11 protein-coding genes are annotated in these 18,735 nt (G+C 62.8%); 4 read left to right on the forward strand and 7 right to left on the reverse strand.

The features are described from left to right. Positions 1 to 185 precede the first annotated feature (185 nt). Positions 186 to 5,345: a trifunctional serine/threonine-protein kinase/ATP-binding protein/sensor histidine kinase gene (locus VNV36_RS22005; protein ID WP_414705536.1), complete on the forward strand. Its 5,160-nt coding sequence runs from the start codon at positions 186 to 188 to the stop codon at positions 5,343 to 5,345. Between the two features lie 350 nt (positions 5,346 to 5,695). Here VNV36_RS22005 and VNV36_RS22010 read toward each other — a convergent pair whose 3' ends face one another. From VNV36_RS22010 to VNV36_RS22030, 5 genes are all read right to left on the reverse strand, one after another. Next, a complete protein-coding gene (locus tag VNV36_RS22010) occupies positions 5,696 to 6,172 on the reverse strand; it encodes a helix-turn-helix domain-containing protein (protein ID WP_325720494.1) in 477 nt (158 codons plus the stop codon). A gap of 88 nt (positions 6,173 to 6,260) precedes the next feature. Continuing rightward, complete coding sequence (locus VNV36_RS22015; RefSeq protein ID WP_325720496.1) at positions 6,261 to 7,373, reverse strand: alkene reductase; 1,113 nt, start codon at positions 7,371 to 7,373, stop codon at positions 6,261 to 6,263. A gap of 171 nt (positions 7,374 to 7,544) precedes the next feature. Next, positions 7,545 to 9,779 carry a xanthine dehydrogenase family protein molybdopterin-binding subunit gene (locus VNV36_RS22020; protein WP_325720498.1) on the reverse strand — a complete coding sequence of 745 codons (2,235 nt, stop codon included), beginning with the start codon at positions 9,777 to 9,779 and terminating at the stop codon, positions 7,545 to 7,547. Beyond that, positions 9,776 to 10,249, reverse strand: coding sequence for a (2Fe-2S)-binding protein (locus tag VNV36_RS22025; protein WP_325720500.1), 474 nt, complete (start codon positions 10,247 to 10,249; stop codon positions 9,776 to 9,778). The genes VNV36_RS22020 and VNV36_RS22025 overlap by 4 nt, the downstream gene beginning before the upstream one ends. Further along, positions 10,246 to 11,631, reverse strand: coding sequence for a c-type cytochrome (locus VNV36_RS22030; protein WP_414705532.1), 1,386 nt, complete (start codon positions 11,629 to 11,631; stop codon positions 10,246 to 10,248). Before VNV36_RS22030 ends, VNV36_RS22025 begins: the two co-directional genes overlap by 4 nt. A gap of 178 nt (positions 11,632 to 11,809) precedes the next feature. On the opposite strand from VNV36_RS22030, the gene VNV36_RS22035 reads away from it, so the two are divergent. The 3 genes from VNV36_RS22035 (at position 11,810) to VNV36_RS22045 (ending at position 15,812) form a co-directional block, all read left to right on the forward strand. Then, a complete protein-coding gene (locus VNV36_RS22035; RefSeq protein WP_325720502.1) occupies positions 11,810 to 13,012 on the forward strand; it encodes an MFS transporter in 1,203 nt (400 codons plus the stop codon). Between the two features lie 240 nt (positions 13,013 to 13,252). Then, positions 13,253 to 14,167 carry a LysR family transcriptional regulator gene (locus VNV36_RS22040; RefSeq protein ID WP_325720504.1) on the forward strand — a complete coding sequence of 305 codons (915 nt, stop codon included), beginning with the start codon at positions 13,253 to 13,255 and terminating at the stop codon, positions 14,165 to 14,167. Positions 14,168 to 14,309: 142 nt separating this feature from the next. Continuing rightward, positions 14,310 to 15,812, forward strand: a complete 1,503-nt coding sequence (locus tag VNV36_RS22045) for a sensor domain-containing diguanylate cyclase (RefSeq protein ID WP_325720506.1) — start codon at positions 14,310 to 14,312, stop codon at positions 15,810 to 15,812. 6 nt (positions 15,813 to 15,818) lie between these two features. On the opposite strand, the gene VNV36_RS22050 is transcribed toward VNV36_RS22045, so the two are convergent. Together VNV36_RS22050 and VNV36_RS22055 are read right to left on the reverse strand one after the other, a co-directional pair. Next, positions 15,819 to 17,357 (reverse strand): cryptochrome/photolyase family protein, encoded by a 1,539-nt coding sequence (locus tag VNV36_RS22050; RefSeq protein ID WP_325720508.1) that lies wholly within the window; start codon positions 17,355 to 17,357, stop codon positions 15,819 to 15,821. Positions 17,358 to 17,548: 191 nt separating this feature from the next. Next, entirely contained in the window at positions 17,549 to 18,670 is a 1,122-nt protein-coding gene (locus tag VNV36_RS22055; RefSeq protein ID WP_325720510.1) for an alkene reductase, read from the reverse strand. Positions 18,671 to 18,735 lie beyond the last annotated feature (65 nt).

The raw sequence follows: 18,735 nt of genomic DNA on the forward strand, positions 1-18,735 counted from the left end.
GCAGACGGACATCAGCGCAGCGGCTGGCCCTTTGACAAAAAACGCTGCGTATACTTCGCCACCAGCCTGAATCCCATTTCCAGCGGTGAATGTGTATGCCCGGCCAGCCATCCTCATCTGCAATTTCCCGCGCGACCGATGCGTCGATGCTCGATGACGCATGGCTGGAGAACTGCCGGTTCAGCCTGCTGCGTCGCGACCATGAACTGACCTGGTTCAGCTTTGAAGACAGCAACTCGGGCCAGACGTGGTTCGCCGTCCGCGCGCCGATTCAGCGCCCGGCGCTGTGCCAGCGGCTGGAGCGCGATTTCCATGTGCAGCTGCCTTCGCAATGGGCGATCAACCCGCTCGCGCTGCTTCGTTCGGCGGACGGCCCGTTGTTGATCTATCCGCGATGGGGCACGCCACTGGCTGAATTGATCGACGCCGCCGGCCTGCCGCTGGGGCGCGTGCTGAATATCGCCGTCGCCGCCGCCAATGCGCTGGCCCACTCTCGCCATCCGGAAACACCGCAAAACCCTGTGGGAGCGAGCCTGCTCGCGAAAGCGTCATTCCAGCCGACATCACCCTTGACTGACCCACCGCTTTCGCGAGCAGGCTCGCTCCCACAGGGTTCTTTATTGCCTTGGCATCTGCTGGTCGATGCTGACGACAGCGTCAGGCTGATGGGCTTTCACACCCAGGTACAGGAAACCCCGGCGACCGACCTGCCGAGCCTCGAACACTGGCCCTATCTGGCACCGGAACAGCTGCAGCGCGATGCCGCCGGGTGCGATGAACGCAGCAATGTGTATGCGCTGTCGGCAATTATTTACGAGGCCCTGACCGGGCGGCCGCCGCTGACTGCCCGTGACGCGTCGCAATGGTTGCATGTGCACGCCGCCGTCGAGCCATTGTCGCCGGCGCAGTACATCCCCGAGCTGCCCCAAGGCATTTGCCATGTGCTGCTCAAAGGCCTGGCCAAGGAGCCGGACGCGCGTTACCAGAGCATCGAATCGCTGGCCGCCGATCTGACCTGGTGCCTGCGCCAATGGCAGAAAAAAGGCCAGATCGAAGCGTTCCGCCTCGGTGCCTTCGATGCGCGCGCAACAGCCACGCGTGGCGATGTGTTGTTTGGCCGTGATGCCGAACGCAAGCAACTGCTCGAACAGATCCAGCGCGTGCGCAGCGACGGCATCGCCCGCGTGCTGCTGGTCGCCGGCGCGCCGGGGGCGGGCAAGTCGACGCTGATTCAGCAAGTCCTGCGCACACAAGCACCCGGTTACTGCGCCAGCGGCAAGGTTGAACTGCTGCAAAACGATCGGCCCTTCGCGCCGCTGGCGCAGATTTTCCGCTCATTGATCAGCCAGGCGTTGGCCACACCCGCGCTGGCCCTGCAGGCGCTCGGCGCGCAATTGAGCGAAACCCTCAAGGGTCGCGGCCGCTTGCTGGTGGATCTGGCGCCGGACGCCGCACTGCTGATCGGTACCACCGCCGAATTACCGGACATGCCGGCCCGCCATGCCCTCGACCGAGCCAATCGGGCGCTGCTCGATGTGCTTGAGGTCTTCGCGCAGCCGGGGCATCCGCTGCTGTTGTTCATCGATGACGTGCAGTGGGCGGACGACTCGACCCAGGCGTTTCTCAAAGCGTTCATCGCCCGGTCGACGCGGCATTTGTTGCTGGTTCTGGCGTATCGCGAGGGCGAGTTGCCGCAAGCTCCGGGCGGCTGGCTCGATGACCTGCGCGCCGCTCCGACATTGCCAGTCTGCGATCTCGCGTTAGGGCCGCTGTCGGCGCAGGCCGTCGCGCAATTGATCGCGGTCGAACTCGATGCCGACGTCGACGACCTCGAAGCGCTGGCGCGCATCGTGCATTTCAAGACTGCCGGCAATCCGTTGTTCGTCAGCCAGGTGGCACGCGCTCTGGTGGATGAGCGTCTGCTGCGTTTCGATGCAACGACGCGGCGCTGGGTGTGGGATCAGACCGAGCTGAACGGCTATCGGTACGCCGACAACGTTGCCGAGTTGATGGTGCACCGCGTGCAGCGGTTACCGGTCAGTGCCCGCGAAGTGCTGCGTACGGCGGGTTATGTCGGCGGGCGCTGTGACGAAGCGCTGTTGCAGCGATTGCTGCCGGCAGATTCATCGCAGTTGCAGCGTGATGTGGATTATCTGGTCAGCGTCGGATTTCTTCTGCGCGAGCCGGGTCATCTGGTGTTTCCCCACGACCGCGTACTCGAGGCGGCCGCTGCCCTGACGGCGCCAGCCGGGCGCGCCGTCGAACATGCGCGCATTGCCGCCGTCATGCTCGATCAATGCGGCGAGCAGCGCCAGGCGCGGGTCTTCGACATTGCCAGTCAGATTCAGCGCAGCGATGTCAACGCGCTGCAACAACCTCGGCGCGCCGATTTCATCCAGCTATTGGTCGAGGCTGCCGAGCGCGCCCGCGATAGCGCCGCGGTCGAGCAGGCTGTGGATTATCTGCGCAGCGCCGAGGTATTGCTCGGCGACAGCGGCTGGACGCAGCTCTACCCGCAAGCCTTCGCAGCGCGCTGGCTGGCGGCCGACTGCGCGATGTTGCTGGCGGACCTGCCCGGCGCGCAACAGCGCCTCGATGACTGCCTCGACCACGCCGCGTCCGCACTGGATCGAGCGAAAACCTTTCGCCTGCGCGCCAGTCTGCGCACCTTGCACTCCGATTATCACGGCGCGATCAGCGAAGCGCTGGCCGGTCTTGCCTTGCTCGATATCGACCTGCAGCGACAACCCTCGAAAGCGCAACTGGGCGAAGCGTTCGAGCGGGTTCGGCAATTGATCGGCACACGGCAGATTGCTGACCTGAGCGGATTGCCCAAGGCCGACGAGCCGCGAATCGAACTGGCGATGGAGCTGCTGAGCACGCTGATCGCCTCATTCTTCGTGCAGGACGATATTGCCTTTCTGCACCTGGCGAAGATGGTCGAACTGACCTTGCTGCATGGCACGACGCCGAGCAGCGGCTACGGTTTTGCCTGGTACGGCGTGATGATCGCCGACCGCTATGGTGAATATCTGAACGGTGTCGCTTTTGCCGAACTGGCACTGGAACTCACCGATCTGCATGGCTACGAAGCGGGACGCACCGGCACGTTGGTGGCGCTGGATCAGGTCAGCGCGTGGACCAAACCGATGACCTACGCCCGGCAGAAGGCTTTCGCCGCGTTCGAATGTGGTCAGGCGGGCGGCGACCTCGGCATGTCGTGTTACGCCTGCAACCACATCGGCTCTGATCTGCTGTTCATGGGTGAACCACTGCAAAACGTGTTGAACGAGCTGGAAATCGGCCTGAGCTGGGTCCGGCAGTTTCACTACATCGACATCGAGCGCATTTTGCTGGCGCAACAGGCGTTTGCCAGTGACCTGCGCAATGGGCCTGAGCCACGTTCGATTACAGAGTTTGATGCCCTGGAGCACGACCGCTTTGGCCCGCTGGATCGCAATCGCGTTTCGCAGCCGACGCTGTTCTGGAGAGGCTTGTACTCGGGCATGTCGGCGTTCTTTTTTGGCGATGTGCGTTACGCGCTGCGCCGCTTCGAAGAGGCCGAGGCGTTGACCTGGTCGCTGCCGGCCCACATCGATCTGGCCCATTACTACCTGTTCTACAGCCTGGCGCTGGCCAACCCCGAGGCGCCGGGCTCTGCCAGCGAAAAAACACACAAGCTGGAGCAGCAACGTCAGCGGTTTGTGCCATGGGCTGAACTCAATCCTTTAACCTTCAGCAACAAACTGCTGTTGATCGAAGGCGCCATGGCCCGCGTGCGCGGGGAAGGGCTGGTCGCGATACGCTGCTTCGACCAGGCGCAAATCGCGGCGGCTGCTGCCGGTTTTACCCATGAGCAGGCGTTGGCTCATGAACAACTGGCCGAGGTTTGTCTGGCAGATGGTTTGGTCTCGGGAACGCATCATCACCTGCGCGTCGCCCGTGATTGTTATGTGCAGTGGGGCGCGCAGGCCAAGGCGCGCCAGCTCGAAGCCGTGCATCCATTTCTGGCTCGCGAGCATTCTCTGCAATCCGTGACTCCGGTGACGCGGGTGCGCCTTGATCTGGAGGTCGGCATCGAAGCGGCGCGCGCGGTCTCGCAAGAGGTGTTGCTCGATCGGCTGGTCGAAACCTTGATGAATCACTTGATGATTCAGTCCGGTGCCGATCGCGGTGCGCTGCTGTTGGTCGCCGACGCTGAGTTGCAACTGGCCGCCGCCGCGCACGTCGAGGCGGGTAACGTGCGGGTCAGTCAGGACAACGAGCGCTCGCTTGAGCAGATCGCGCCGGTTTCAGTGCTCAATTCGACTATGCGCACGCGCACGCCGCTGGTGCTTGATGATGCCCGCGCCGAGTGCCCGCAAGCCTACAGCGCCGACCTGCACCAGCGGCAGACGCGCTCGATGATGTGCCTGCCGCTGCTCAAGCAAGGTGCGCTGATCGGTCTGGTGTATCTGGAAAACAGCCTGGTGCCGAAGCTGTTCAGCGCCGAACGCCTGACGATGCTGGAAATCCTCGCCTCGCAGGCGGCGGTGTCACTGCAGACTGCGCGCCTGTATGCGCAACTGGTCGAAGACAACCGCTTGCGCGCGCAGATGGAAGCCGACTTGCGCAGCTCGCGGGCGGAACTGGCGCGCAACTCGCACCTGAAAATGATGGGCGAACTGTCGGCCTCGATTGCCCACGAAATCAGCCAGCCATTGTTGGGGATTTCATCGAACGCCTCGGCCAGTTTGCGCTGGCTCAAGCGCGACACACCGGATCTCGACGAAGCGATTCAAGGACTGGAGGACATCCGCGCCGACAGCGCCCGAGCCACCGAGATTGTCCAGGCCTTGCGCGCCTTGGCCAAACAGGCGCCGCTGCAACGGCTGCCGCTATCGATTGACGGGTTGATCGGCGAGGTGGTGCAACTGACGGCCAGCGATGTGCACAGTCGCAGGGTGACCTTGCACACGCAACTCAATGCCGCTGGCTCAGTGTTGGCGGATCGCGTGCAGATCCAGCAGGTGATTTACAACCTGATCATCAACGCCCTGGAGGCGATGGCCGGGCAGGGTGTTGTGGATGGGCGGGTGGTTATCGAATCATCGGTCTGCGATGGGCAGGTCTGTGTGTCTGTGCAGGACAACGGGCCGGGAATTGCCGAGCATCAACGTGAAGAAATTTTTGATGCGTTTTTCACCACCAAGGGCAGCGGCATGGGCATGGGCCTGGCGATTTGCCGAACGGTGATTGGCGCCCATGGCGGCACGTTGCGCGTGGAGGACAGCGAAGAGGGCGCGCGGATCTGTTTCAGACTGCCGCTGGCACCGGACGTCAAGCTCAAAAGCCCCTCACCCTAACCCTCTCCCGGAGGGAGAGGGGACTGACTGAGGTGTTTGGTCGAGGTACGCCGACGTGCAATACCGAGTTGAATTCAGATTTGGCAAAAACAAAAGCCCCTCACCCTAACCCTCTCCCGGAGGGAGAAGGGATTGACCGCGGTGTTTGGTCGAGCTATGCCGACCTGGGATATCTAGCCGAACCCCGGTGTTGGAAAGCCCACAAATCGGCTCCCTCACCCTGGGGAGAGGGCTGGGGTGAGGGGTGGATTCACCGCGGTACCAACGTCTACCGCCAATTCGCTGGCAAAAAAAGCCGCGAAAAATCGCGGCCAAAAGGGAGGAGTGAACAAAACTCTTTGGAATCCGACTCAGGGTCGCAGTTCCGTCAACCGCGTGCCCATCGTCGAGTTCAGCAACCCATCGCTGAGCCGCCAGACATCCGCATCAACGATCGCCACCCGCGCCTGGCCCATCGCCTGTCGCCAGACCTTCGGCGGCATCCCCACCAGGCGTCCAAACGTGCGCGTGAAGTGCGAGTGATCGGAAAACCCGCATTCGTAAACAATGTCGGTAATCGCCATCGAGGTCAGCAGCAACCCCTGAGCCTTTTCAATCTTCATCTTCAGCATCCATTCCTGCGGCGAACAGCCAGTCACAATTTTGAACGCCCGGGAAAAATGGCTGCGCGACAGATTGCAGTGCTCGGCAATTTCGCTGACGCGCAGGCTGCGGCTCAGGTCGCGCAGCATGTAGGCCTTGGCGCGGCGTTCCTGCCAGCCGGACAGCGCACCCAGTGGGCGCGCCAGGTGGCACGGATGGTCTGACTTCACCGATTGTGGGTTCATGGCGGCTCTCCTGATCGATGGGCAAAGTCTGGCCGCCGGCGACATTTAAAGTCCTTAAGCAAACCTTAAAAGTTATGAAGCGCAGACCTCAGGCGTGGAACGGGTAATCGACGTAGCCGCGCTGATCGCCTCCGAAGAAACTGCTCGGATCCGGCGTGTTCAGCTCAAGGCCATCGTGCAACCGACGTGGCAGATCCGGGTTGGCCAGGAATGGCCGGCCGAAGGCAATGATGTCGGCGCGATCCGCGTTGAGTGCCTGTTCGGCGGACTCGGCGTCATAACCGCCGGCGAGGATCAGCACGCCGTTCCAGGTCTGGCGCAACCGGGCGATGATCGCGTCCCAGCGCGGGTCGAAGTTTTCGTCCTTGACCGTGCCGACCATGGCCGGCTCGACCAGGTGCAGGTAGGCCAGATTCCACTGGTTGAGCGCCTCGACCAGATAACCGAAGGTCGCTTCGGGCGTGTCATCGCCCATGCCCATGAAGCGGCCCATCGGCGTCAGGCGCACGCCAACACGCTCGGCGCCGACTTCATCAGCGACGGCGGCTACCACTTCGAGCAGAAAGCGCGCGCGGTTCTCCACGCTGCCGCCATAAGCGTCGTCACGCTGGTTGCTATTGCTGTTGAGAAACTGGTCGAGCAGATAGCCGTTGCCGGCATGAATTTCCACGCCATCCATGCCGGCGTTCAACGCGTTGCGCGCGGCGCGGCGATAGTCTTCGACGATGTCGGCGATTTCTGCAGTTTCGAGAGCGCGTGGCACCGGTACATCGCCCCACACGCCATTGCCTTGTTCATCGACGATGAAGGTCTTGCCCGGCACTGGCAGTGCGCTCGGTGCAACCGGTAAGCCAGCGTCAGGCTGGAAGCTGGGATGCGAGACCCGGCCAACGTGCCACAGTTGCATGAAGATCAGACCGTCGGCCTCGTGCACCGCCGTGCTGACTTTGCGCCAGGCCTGGACTTGCGCATCGGTGTAAATGCCCGGCGTCCACGCATAACCCTGGCCTTGCTGAGAAATCTGCGTGGCCTCGGTGATGATCAGCGCGGCACTCGCGCGTTGGCGGTAATACTCGGCGTTCATCGCGGTCGGCACGTCGCCCGGTTGACCGGCGCGAGAGCGCGTCAGGGGGGCCATCGCTACGCGGTGGGCAAGGGTGTAAGGGCCAAGGGCGATGGGTTGGAACAGGCGACGGGTCATGGGTAGCTCCGGATTTCGATGAGTAGGTTTCAGGCGCGGCAGCCAGGGGCCGCTCGCTGTGCAGGTAACTTAACCGGGGGCAGCGGGGCTGATAATCCGTGGCCGGCGCTACGCAGTTTTGCGCGTCGCGCAATGGCACCCGCGCTCATCCATGACGGACGCGGGCGCGGTTCAGACAGGTTGGCTGGAGCGGGTCAGCGGCAGGTTCAGCCAGCGCCGGCCGGTGGCATTGCTGACGGCGTTGCCGAGGGCGGCGGCCATTGGCCCTTGGACGATTTCAGCGGCACCGAGGAAAGGTTCGCCCGGTTGATCGAGCAAGTGCACATCGACTTTTTTCGGCAATTGCGTAAAACGCAGGATCGGATAACCGCTCCAGTCGTAGCTGCGAATGCCGCCAGCGTCGTAGGCGACTTTCTCAAAGAGCGTCCAGCTCGCCGACTGCACGATGCCACCCTCGACCTGATTGCGCAGGCCATCGGGGCTGACAATCTGGCCGACGTCGACCGCCGTCACCACATGATCGACGCGGATCTCGCCGGTCTGCGGATGCACGCGCAGTTTCACCGCGAGGGCGCAATAACCCATGATGTTTTTGTAGCGGGCGAAGGCGAAACCGATGCCGGCGCCGGGCTCGCTGCTCTTGTGTGGCCAGCCGATTTCGTCACGCACGCGCTCGATCACGGCGCGGGCACGCGGGTCACTCAGATGGGCGAGACGCAACGCCACCGGATCGAGCCCGGCCTTAACCGCCAACTCATCGATACTCGCCTCGATGGCGAAGATATTGATGTGCGCGCCGAGCGAGCGCATGGCCGAGGTGCGGAAGGGCATCGTCGTGACGAAGTTCATGTTGATCCGCGTCGCGCCCAGTTCATACAGAGGCACCGCGTTGCGATCGCCGTCACCTTCGGGCTGGGCGATCGGCACCGACGGCGCCGAAGCGAAGGGTTTGGCCAGCAAGCGCGCCGGCAACAGCCGCCCGGCATTGACGATGCGTTCGTTGTGCGGGGTGGTCCAGAGCTCGTAGTTCCAGTCCTGCAACCGGCCTTGCGCAAGACCCGCGTCGACCTCAGTGACCATCGCCGAACTGTACGGCTCCCAAAGATTTTCCTGCTCGCGCATCCATTGCACGCGCACCGGCGTGCCGGGCAGGCGCATGGCGATCAATGCGGCGTCGGCGGCGGCATCATCGGCGCCGTTATGGCCGTAGCAACCCGAACCTTCGGTATGAATGCAGCGCACCCGCTCCGGCGGCAGACGGAGCATTTCGGCGATGCCGGCGCGCAACGGATAGACCCCTTGAGTGTGCGTCCATACGGTGAGCAGGCCATCGTTGAACCAGGCCACCGCACAGGACGGGCCGATCGAGCCGTGCATCAGGTATTGCTTGGTCACCCGCGCCTTGAATCTGGTCTCGGTTGCGCCGCCGGGATTGCCGTTGTTGCTGATCGGATAGCGCCGCGAAGGCAGGCGTTTGAGCAGGTCGTGAATCTCGGCAGCCTCGGGAATTGCCTCGCCGCCAATCCATTTCGCACTCTCCATGCCACTGCGCATGGCCTTGATCGCTTGCCATTCATCGCGGGCGACCACTGCCAGATAGTTGCCGTCGCGAATGACCTTGACCACGCCGTTCAACCCTTCAATCGAGGCCGTATCGAAGGCTTGCAGCGTGCAGCTGGGGCGCGGCGGGCGGATCACCCGCGCGTGGAGCATGCCCGGCAGGCGCATGTCCTGCACGAACGCCGCACCGCCGCTTACTTTTGCCGGAATGTCCAGACGCGGCAGGTTGTGCCCGATCAATTTGAAGTCGGCCGCCGCCATCGTCGGCGATTGCGCCTTGGCGTATTGGTGCACATCGACATGCTTGACTGCGTCGGCATAAGTCAGGCGCTGACCGCTCGGGCCTTCGATGATGCCGTCGCGGGTGCTCAGTTGCGCCGCATCGACTTGCCAATTGCGCGCGGCAGCGTCGACGAGCATTTCCCGCACCTGTGCGGCGGCGTTGAACAGCGCGGTGCCGCTGTCGAAAATGCTGTGGCTGCCGGCGGTGTAGCCTTCATTGGGGGTCAAGGCGGTGTCGGCGGTGAGCAAGTTGATCGCGCTCGCCGGCACCTGCAGACGCTCGGCGGCGATTTGCAGCAATGCGGTTTTCACTCCGGTACCCAACTCGACCTTGCCGGTGTACACGGTGATGCCGTCGGCTCCGATGCGAATCCAGGCGTCAAGGTAAGGGTTGGTGCGCAGACTGCCGGGCAGATCGGGCGCCAACACCACGGTGCCGAGGGTGTCGACTTCGGTGTCAGCCAATGCGCGTCGGGCCGCCGGCACCAGGGTGAACGCCATCAGCAGTGCGCCACCGCGCAGGAACGCCCGGCGGCTGGGATTCAAGCCGTTCGATTCGCTCATGTCAGGCTCCCGTTGTGCCCGGCCACTTGCTTGATCGCCTCGATGATGCGCAAGTGCGTGCCGCAGCGGCACAGATTGCCGGCCATGTGCTCGCGGATGGTTTGCTCGTCCGGATGCGGATCGCGCTCGAGCAACGACTGCGCGCGCATCAGCATGCCAGCAATGCAGTAACCACATTGCGCGGCCTGCTTGTCGATGAACGCCGCTTGCAATGGACCGGGTTTTTCCGCGCTGCCGAGGCTTTCCACGGTGCGGATTTTTTTGCCTTCCAGTCCTGTGCAGGGCGTCAGGCAGGCGAACACCGGTTGGTCGTCGACGATCACCGTGCACGCGCCGCACTGGCCAAGGCCGCAGCCGTACTTGGCGCCGTTGAGGTTCAAGTGATTGCGCAGCGCGTACAGCAGCGGCATGTCCGGTTCCAGCTCCAGCGCTTGGGCGGCTCCATTGACGGTGAGGGTAATCTGGCTCATTTCGTCTCCTGACGTAACGCTTCAATAATGGAAGAGAGGTCGGCCCACGGCTGCTCGGGTCTGGCTTGCTGGCGCAGATACGCGGCGAGTGCCGTGAGCTGCGCGTTGTCGAGACTGGCGGCGAACGGTGGCATCACCGGGCCGGGCGCGCCGGGAATGGCGGGCACACCTTCGAGTACGGTCTTGAGAAAGTTGCGCGAACTGGCCGCTTGCAGCGCCAAAGTGCTCTGCAGGCCAGGGCGGCTGTCGATCTCACGCATCGGCGCGGCGGGAGCGTGACATCCGTCGCAGGCGCTACTGAAGAGCAGGGCGCCGCTGCTGTGATCCGTTGGATTGCTTGGCTTGTTCGGCGTGGTTTCCGTCACCGAATGTGGGCTTTGCAGGCTCAGCAGGTAGTCGGCAATTGCCTCGGCTTCACTGGCCGGCAAGCGCGCCAGACTCAGGCTGACCGGGCGCATCGGCCCGGCGGGTGTGCCGTGACCATCGACCACGTCAGCGCGCAGGTAGCCGACCAATTGCTCGCGATTCCAAGGGTTGCCGCGCTGGCCAAGGCCAACCAATGCCGGCGCCTCCCAGCCATCGACGCTGCCGCCCTGCAGATATTCCGAGGATTTCTCCGCGCCGATCAGGTTCAGCGGCGAATGGCAGCCGGCGCAGTGGCCCGGGCCGTCGACCAGATAGCGTCCGCGATTCCATGCCGCGCTGTGCTCGGCCAGCGGCGTCAGTGGCTCGCCCTGCAGGAACAGCAGGTTCCAGAACGACACCAGCGGACGGATGTTCATCGGGAAATTCATCTGGTTCTGCCGGGCCGGCGCATTTACGGCGGGGCCGCTCATCAGGTAGGCGTAGGCGTCGGCGATGTCCGCCGAGCTCATGCGCCGGTAATGCACATACGGAAACGCCGGATAGAGAAAGTGACCATCGCGGGCAATACCTTCGCGCATCGCCCGTTCAAACGCCGGCAATGACCACTCGCCGATGCCGGTCTGCGCATCCGGGGTGATGTTGGTGCTGTACAGCGTGCCGAATGGCGTCACCAGCGGCAGCCCGCCGGCCAGGTATTCGCCGCCGGGGCGGGTATGACAGACCGCGCAGTCGCCGGCCTCGACCACCCGCGCGCCGCGTTGCAACTGGGCGCTATCGAATGAGCCGGGGCGTTTGATCGGTGCAATTGCCGGGCGCCACATCAGCGCAACGGCGACGATCAGGCCGATGAGCGCGAGCGCGGCCACGCTGATCCACAGGGTTCTGGATTTGAGCAAATGGCTGTTCATGGTCGGCAGAAAAACGCGGCGGGCAGTGGCAGGACGGATGAAGTGCGGGTCATGGAAACGCTCCTTGTAGCAGCCGGGGAAGGGCGCCGATGCAGACGTCTGCGCCAAGAGCCAAAGCGTAGAGAAGACGCCGATGGCGGAGAATCACCGGCCCGCGCAACAGCGCGTTGCGCCAAGAGCAACGTTGCGTTCGGCGCATGAGTGCGTTGCCCCTGGCACGGATTCTCGCTGCCGCCGGGTGACCGTAGCCTTGGCACAACTTTCCCGAACTCAACGAGGTGTCACCATGCTTACGGGCAACCCCGCCGTTGCGGCCCCGGCCGAACAGCCTGCTTCACTCTCCGGCCTGATGGTCGCGTTTCTGGCCTTCTGCTGCGGCGCGGTCGTGGCCAACCTGTATTACGCGCAGCCCATCGTCGAGCTGATCGCGCCGCAGATTGGCCTGTCCAACGCCAATGCCAGCCTGATCGTGTCGCTCACGCAATTTGGCTACGCGCTGGGTTTGTTGCTGCTGGTGCCGCTGGCTGACCTGATGGAAAACCGCCGTCTGGTGGTGGGCTTCACCCTGGCGGCGAGTGTCACGCTGCTGTGCGCTGGCCTGACCCATTCGCCATCGTTGTTTCTGCTGTTGTCGTTGCTGATCGGACTGACCTCGGTGGCGGTGCAGATTCTGGTGCCGCTGGCCGCGCACCTGGCGCCGGAAGCCAGTCGTGGCCGCGTGGTCGGCAACATCATGAGTGGCTTGCTGCTGGGGATCCTGCTGTCGCGGCCACTCTCGAGTCTGTTGGTAGAAGTGTTCGGCTGGCGCGGGGTGTTTTACAGCGCGGCGGCATTGATGGCGGTGATCGCGTTGATTACCGCTGTGGCATTGCCGCGTCGGGTGCCGACGCATAAAGCCACCTATGTCGCGTTGATTGGTTCGGTGTTCGCCCTGGCTCGGCGCTTTCGTGTATTGCGTCAGCGTTCCTTGTATCAAGGCTTGCTGTTCGCCAGTTTCAGCCTGTTCTGGACCCTCGCGCCGATCGAGCTGATGCGTCATCACGGCTTCACCCAGGGACAAGTGGCGATCTTCGCTCTGGTCGGTGCGGTGGGTGCAATCGCCGCGCCGATTGCCGGGCGCCTGGCCGATGCGGGGCACGGTCGTCGCGGCACCTTGGTGGCGTTGCTGCTGGCGCCTCTGTCACTGCTGATCGCGGCGCTGCCGGGCAGTGGTTATGTGTGGCTGGTGGTGTGTGCGGTGCTGCTGGATTTTGCCGTGCAACTGAATATGGTGCTTGGCCAGCGCGAGGTCTACGCCCTCGACCCTCATAGCCGCGCACGCCTGAATGCGGTGTACATGACCAGCATCTTCGTCGGCGGCGCCCTCGGTTCACTGATCGCCAGCCCCCTGTATGAGCATTTTGGCTGGAACCTGGCCGCCGTCGCGGTGGCGGTGCTGCCGGCGCTGGCGCTGGTGTTATTCCTGGGGCGCAAGGCTGACCGCAGCTGAATTTGCGGATCTACACAAAACCAATGTAGGAACGATGGCGGTGTATCAGCCAATACAAATGGCACTGACAAACCGCCATCGCGAGCAGGCTCACTCCTGCAGGGGACGGTGTGATTGCAGATTTTCCAGGGGTAGATGAACATGCATTCTGCAAAGAGCGCCCTCAAGCACGACGGTACAAGACGTGTGACGAACGCTGATGCACAATCAGCGGCGTTCCCTCACCACCGGATCCCGCTTATGGATAAGTTGCTGGCCTTGAAGATGTTTGTTGAAACCGTGCGCTGCGGGGGCTATTCCTCGGCGGCGCGCAAACTCGGGATCTCGACGTCTTCGGTGACACGGCAAGTGGCGGGGCTGGAAAACGAGTTGGGCGCCAGCCTGCTCAATCGCACCACCCGCAATACCAGCGTGACCGTCGCCGGCCAGACCTATTTCGAGAAGGCCGTGGCGATTCTCGATGCCATCGACGAAGCCGACGCGGTGGTCGCTGATCGTGGCAGCGAAGCTCAGGGTCGGCTGCGCATCAGCGTGCCGGTGGAGTTCGGCCGCCGGCTGATCGCACCGCACCTGAGCCGCCTGCTCGAGCGCCATCCGGGGCTGGAGATCAGCCTGTCGCTGAGCGATCAGGTCAGCGATTTGCTCAGCGAGCAGATCGACGTTTCGGTGCGGCTCGGCTCGACGGTGGTCAGCGAAGACATCGTCAGCAAACGCGTCGGGCACTTTCAGCGTTGGGTGGTGGCCAGTCCGGATTACCTGGCGCGCAGCGCGCAGCTGAGCCATCCCCGGGATCTGCTCGAGCACCAGTGCCTGCGTTTCGACTACGGCGGCAGCCATCATCACTGGACCTTTCAGGGTGACGAAGAGCCGATTCAGCTCAACGTTCAGGGGCGTCTGCAAAGCAACAATGCCGACATCCTCCGTGAAGCCGCCATCGGCGGTGGCGGAGTGACACTGCTGGCCGACTGGCTGGTGCGCGACGATGTGGCAGCGGGGCGCCTGACCCGTTTGCTCGAGCACTATGAGGTCAACCCCGGCAGCGCCAGCAGTTGCATCAACGCTTTGTACTTGCCCAACCACCGTGGCTCGAGCCGGATCAACGTGTTCATCGATTTTCTCGTGGAAATCCTCAAACCCGCTGCACCCACCGTGTAGCGCCGCTCAAGCGGCTGCTCACTCTGTTGCTGCAGCCGCTTCACACTGCTTGTATGCTTGCGCCCCGGAACACGTGGCCGCCGTGAGTGCCGACGTTCGAATGATGGCTGGAATGGATACCGGACTTCCTTAAGGTACTGACGTGAAGCGTGATACTCGCCTTGTAATGCTCTTGCTGCTGGTCATTGGCTGTTCCCTGACTTCGCTGACAATCTGGAAAGTCTGGTCGTCGCGTGAACGCGCGCTGGCCGAGGTCAATGTGCACGGCCTGAACCTGACCCAGGCACTCAATACCTACACCGAGGGCATTGTCCGGCAAAGCTCGCTGCTCCTGCTCGGGCTGACCGAGCGTCTGGAAACCCAGGGCTACGGCCCGGCGCAGATCCAGCGCATCAAAACCCTGATCGACCGCCAGCAGCCGCTGATGCCGCAACTCAGTGGCATCACCATCTATGACCAGCACGGACACTGGCTGATGTCTTCCAACCGGCCGATTCCAGCAGGTGCCAACAGCAGCGATCGCGCTTATTTCATTCATCACCGTGACGATCCGAGCCCCGAGCCGTTCATTGGTCCGCCGATTCAGAGCCGTTCCAATCACGAATGGGTGGTGACCATCAGTCGCCGCTTCAACAACGCCGATGGCCAGTTCGCCGGGGTGGTGGCGGTGACGCTGGGGGTGGAGAACTTTTTGCGCGTCTTCGGCAAACTCGACGTCGGTCAGGACGGCGCGATCGGCCTGTCGTACACCGATGGCACGCTGCTGGTGCGTTATCCGTTTCGCGAGCAGGACATGGGTCGCAACTTCTCCAAGTCGCCGATCTATGCCAAATATCTGGTCGACCGCTCCGTCGGCACCGCTTCGTATACCTCCAGCCTTGACGGCGTCGAGCGTTTATATGCCTTCCGCAAGAGCGAAAGTCTGCCGCTGATCACCACCGTGGCGCTGGGCAAGGACGAAGCCTTGGCGGCGTGGCGCATCGAAGCGGCTTTGTCGGCGGTGGTGGTGGTCGGGCTGCTGGGCCTGACCGGCCTCATCGGCTGGTTTCTGATACTCGACATCCGTCGACGCACCGAGGCTGAAGAAGCGTTGCGCGACGCTCAGCAGCAGTTGCTCGCTTCCAATCGACAGCTGGAATTACTGGCGTTGAAGGATGCGCTGACGGGCCTTGCCAACAGGCGCTGCTTCGACGAAACCCTCGCGGTTGAAGCGCGGCGGGCGCAGCGCGACGGCACCTCGCTGGCCTTGCTGATGATCGATATCGACCACTTCAAATTATTCAACGATGCCCTTGGCCACGTCGCTGGGGATGCCTGCCTGCAAGCGGTCAGCAAGATATTTGAAAGCTGCGTGCGGCGCCCGTCGGATCTGGTTGCGCGGTACGGTGGCGAGGAAATCGCGGTGATCATGCCGGCCACCGACAGCGACGGCGCGACCGTGGTGGCGCAGCTGATGCTTGAGCGTTTGCAGCAGGCGAATATCGCCCACCCGAGCAGTACGTTCGGCCGGGTAACCGTGAGCATCGGCCTGGCGGTGGCGACGGGGTCAGGGCTGGCAACGCTGCCCGCGCTGATCGAGGCAGCCGATCAGGCGCTGTACCGCGCCAAAGCGGCGGGACGCAACGGTTTGGCCGGGCCTGCCTGAGGCGCGTCAGAAGGCCTCGCCGTTATCAAGTTTCGCCAGCAGCATTTGCCCGCGTTGCCACAGCGCATCCTGTTTGGCCAGTGGCATGCGATCGAGGTTTTTGTACATCATGCCCATGCGCTGATTGCCACGCAGAATGTCGCCGTGGCGCATCAGGAAATGCCAGTAAAGTGCATTGAACGGACAGGCATCGTCAGTGCTGCTTTCCTTGACCCTATAGGCGCAATCGCCGCAGTAATCCGACATCCGGTTGATGTACTGGCCGCTGGCGCAGTAAGGCTTGGAGCCGAGATAACCGCCGTCGGCGTGCATGACCATGCCTAGGGTGTTGGGCAGTTCGACCCAGTCGAAGGCGTCCATATAGATCGCCAGGTACCATTCGCAGATGTCCTTCGGGGCAATCCCGGCCAGCAAGGCGAAATTGCCGGTGACCATCAGCCGCTGGATGTGGTGCGCATAGGCATGTTGCAGGCTCTGGCCGATGGCCTGACGCATGCAGTTCATCTGCGTCTGGCCGGTCCAGTAGAACTCCGGTAACGGGCGTGAATTGGCAAAGACATTGCCCTCGGCGTACTCCGGCATCTTCAACCAGTACACGCCGCGCACGTATTCGCGCCAGCCGATCAATTGCCGAATGAAGCCTTCGGCGGCGTTGAGGCCGATGCGGCCCGACCAGTATGCCGCCTCGACATCGCTGCACAGCTGGCGCAAATCGAGCAGGCCAATGTTCAACGCCGCGCTGATCCGTGCATGAAACAGAAACGGTTCGTCGCTGGCCATCGCATCCTGATAATCGCCGAACCCGGCCAACGCGTAGTCGAGAAAGTATTGCCACAAGGTCTGGGCATCGGTGTGGGTCACCGGGTAGTTGAAATCATCCAGCGTGCCGTAATGGCTGGCGAAGCGCTTGCTAACCAGGGCGAGCACTTCGCCGGTGATCGCGTCATTGGCGAAACGCGCCGGGTAGGGCGCCTTGGCGTTTTTGGGCAGGGCCTTGCGATTCTCGGCATCGAAATTCCACGCGCCGCCGACCGGCGTGCCGTCGCCGTTGAGCAGCAGTCGACTCTTGCGGCGCATCTCGCGGTAGAAGAACTCCATGCGCAATTGCTTTTTGCCGCTGGCCCAGTTGCGGAATTCTTCGCGGGAACAGAGGAAACGGCTGTCCGAATGCCAATGCACGGGCAAACCCGAATCGTTGATCGACTGCTCGAGACGCCAGTCGCCGCATTCGGTGATATGGATTTCTTGCGCGCCGGTGAGCGTTTGCCAGCGTTGCAGTTCGCCCGGGATCGAGCCGCTGTTGTCCGGATCGTCGAGGGTGACGTACTGGACGCGGTAGCCTTTATTGCGTAAGGCCTCGGCAAAGTGGCGCATGGCGCTGAAGATGAGCGCGATTTTTTGCGGATGATGGGCGACGTGGGTCGCTTCCTCCATGACCTCGACCATCAGCAGCAGGTCATGCTGGGGGGCGAGTTGGTGCAAGGACGCCAGGTCGAATGAGAGCTGGTCGCCGAGGATCAGGAATAAGCGGTGGGCAGCGTTCATTGAAGAGGAGCCGGTCACGGGGGCTTCAATAGTTATACATATATACGTTTTTGTACAGGTTAGAGGCGGCAACGCACTCCCCATGTGGGAGCGAGCCTGCTCGCGAAAGCGGTGTGTCAGCTCACTCATGTATCAACCAACCCACCGCCTTCGCGAGCAGGCTCGCTCCCACAGGGATTTGTGCTGGGTTCTTAGGCGGGGTACGTCGGATAATCGGTATAACCCTCGGCACCCCCGCCATACACAGTCGCCGGGTTCAGCCGATTCAACGGCCAGCCATTGGCAATCCGCGCCGGCAAATCCGGGTTGGCCATGAACGGCCGGCCAAACGCGACGAGATCCGCCAGGCCCGATTCGAGCAATTGCGCACCCGTTTCAGCGTTGTAGCGCCCGGCATAAATGATCGCGCCGCCGAACGTATCGCGCACGGCCTGGCGAAATGTCTGCGGCAGCGCCGGCGCGTTGTCCCAGTCGGCTTCGGCAATCGACAAATAAGCGATGCCCACTTCTTGCAGAATCCTGACCGCTGCAATGTAGGTGGTGTGCGGATCGTCCTCGACCATGCCCAAATAAGTCCGCGCTTCATCGGTCGTCGTGAACAAGGGTGCGAAACGCACACCGACCCGATCCTTGCCGATGCATTCGGCGACACCGGCCACCACTTCACGCAGGAAACGCAGACGATTATCCAGCGAGCCGCCGTACTGATCCGTGCGCAGGTTGCTGTGGGCGGAGATGAATTGATTGACCAGATAACCATTGGCGCAGTGCAACTCGATGCCGTCGAAACCCGCGTCCATGGCATTGCGTGCGGCCTGGATGTACAGCTGAACCAGCTCCTGCACTTCATCGGTGCTCAGCGCGCGCGGTGCGGACGGCGGCACCAGTTCACCGGCACCCGGCGCGGTTTCGATGAACACGCTGACGCGGTCAGTGGCCACGGCGGAGGCCGACACGGGCGCGGCGCCGTCGGGTTGCAACGCGGTATGGGACACCCGACCGACATGCCAGAGCTGGGCGAAGATCACACCATCCACCGCATGCACCGCTTCGGTCACTTGGCGCCAACCGGCGATTTGCTCCGGGGAGTAAATGCCCGGTGTCCAGGCATAACCCTGACCGCGCGGTTCGATCTGCGTGCCTTCGGTCACCAGCAAACCGGCCCCGGCGCGCTGCTGGTAATACTCGGCCATGAGCGCGTTGGCAATATTGCCCGGTTGCGTGCTGCGCTGGCGGGTGAGGGGCGGCAGGACGATGCGGTTTTTCATGGTATGGCTACCCAATTTAACGGGAGTGAAGAAAGCGTTGTTCATGGATAATTAGACCAGTCGACTAGATTTTGGATAAAAAAACTACGCCGGGCTGTACGCGCGCGGCG

This window comes from Pseudomonas sp., from assembly GCF_035554175.1.
Lineage (GTDB): Bacteria > Pseudomonadota > Gammaproteobacteria > Pseudomonadales > Pseudomonadaceae > Aquipseudomonas.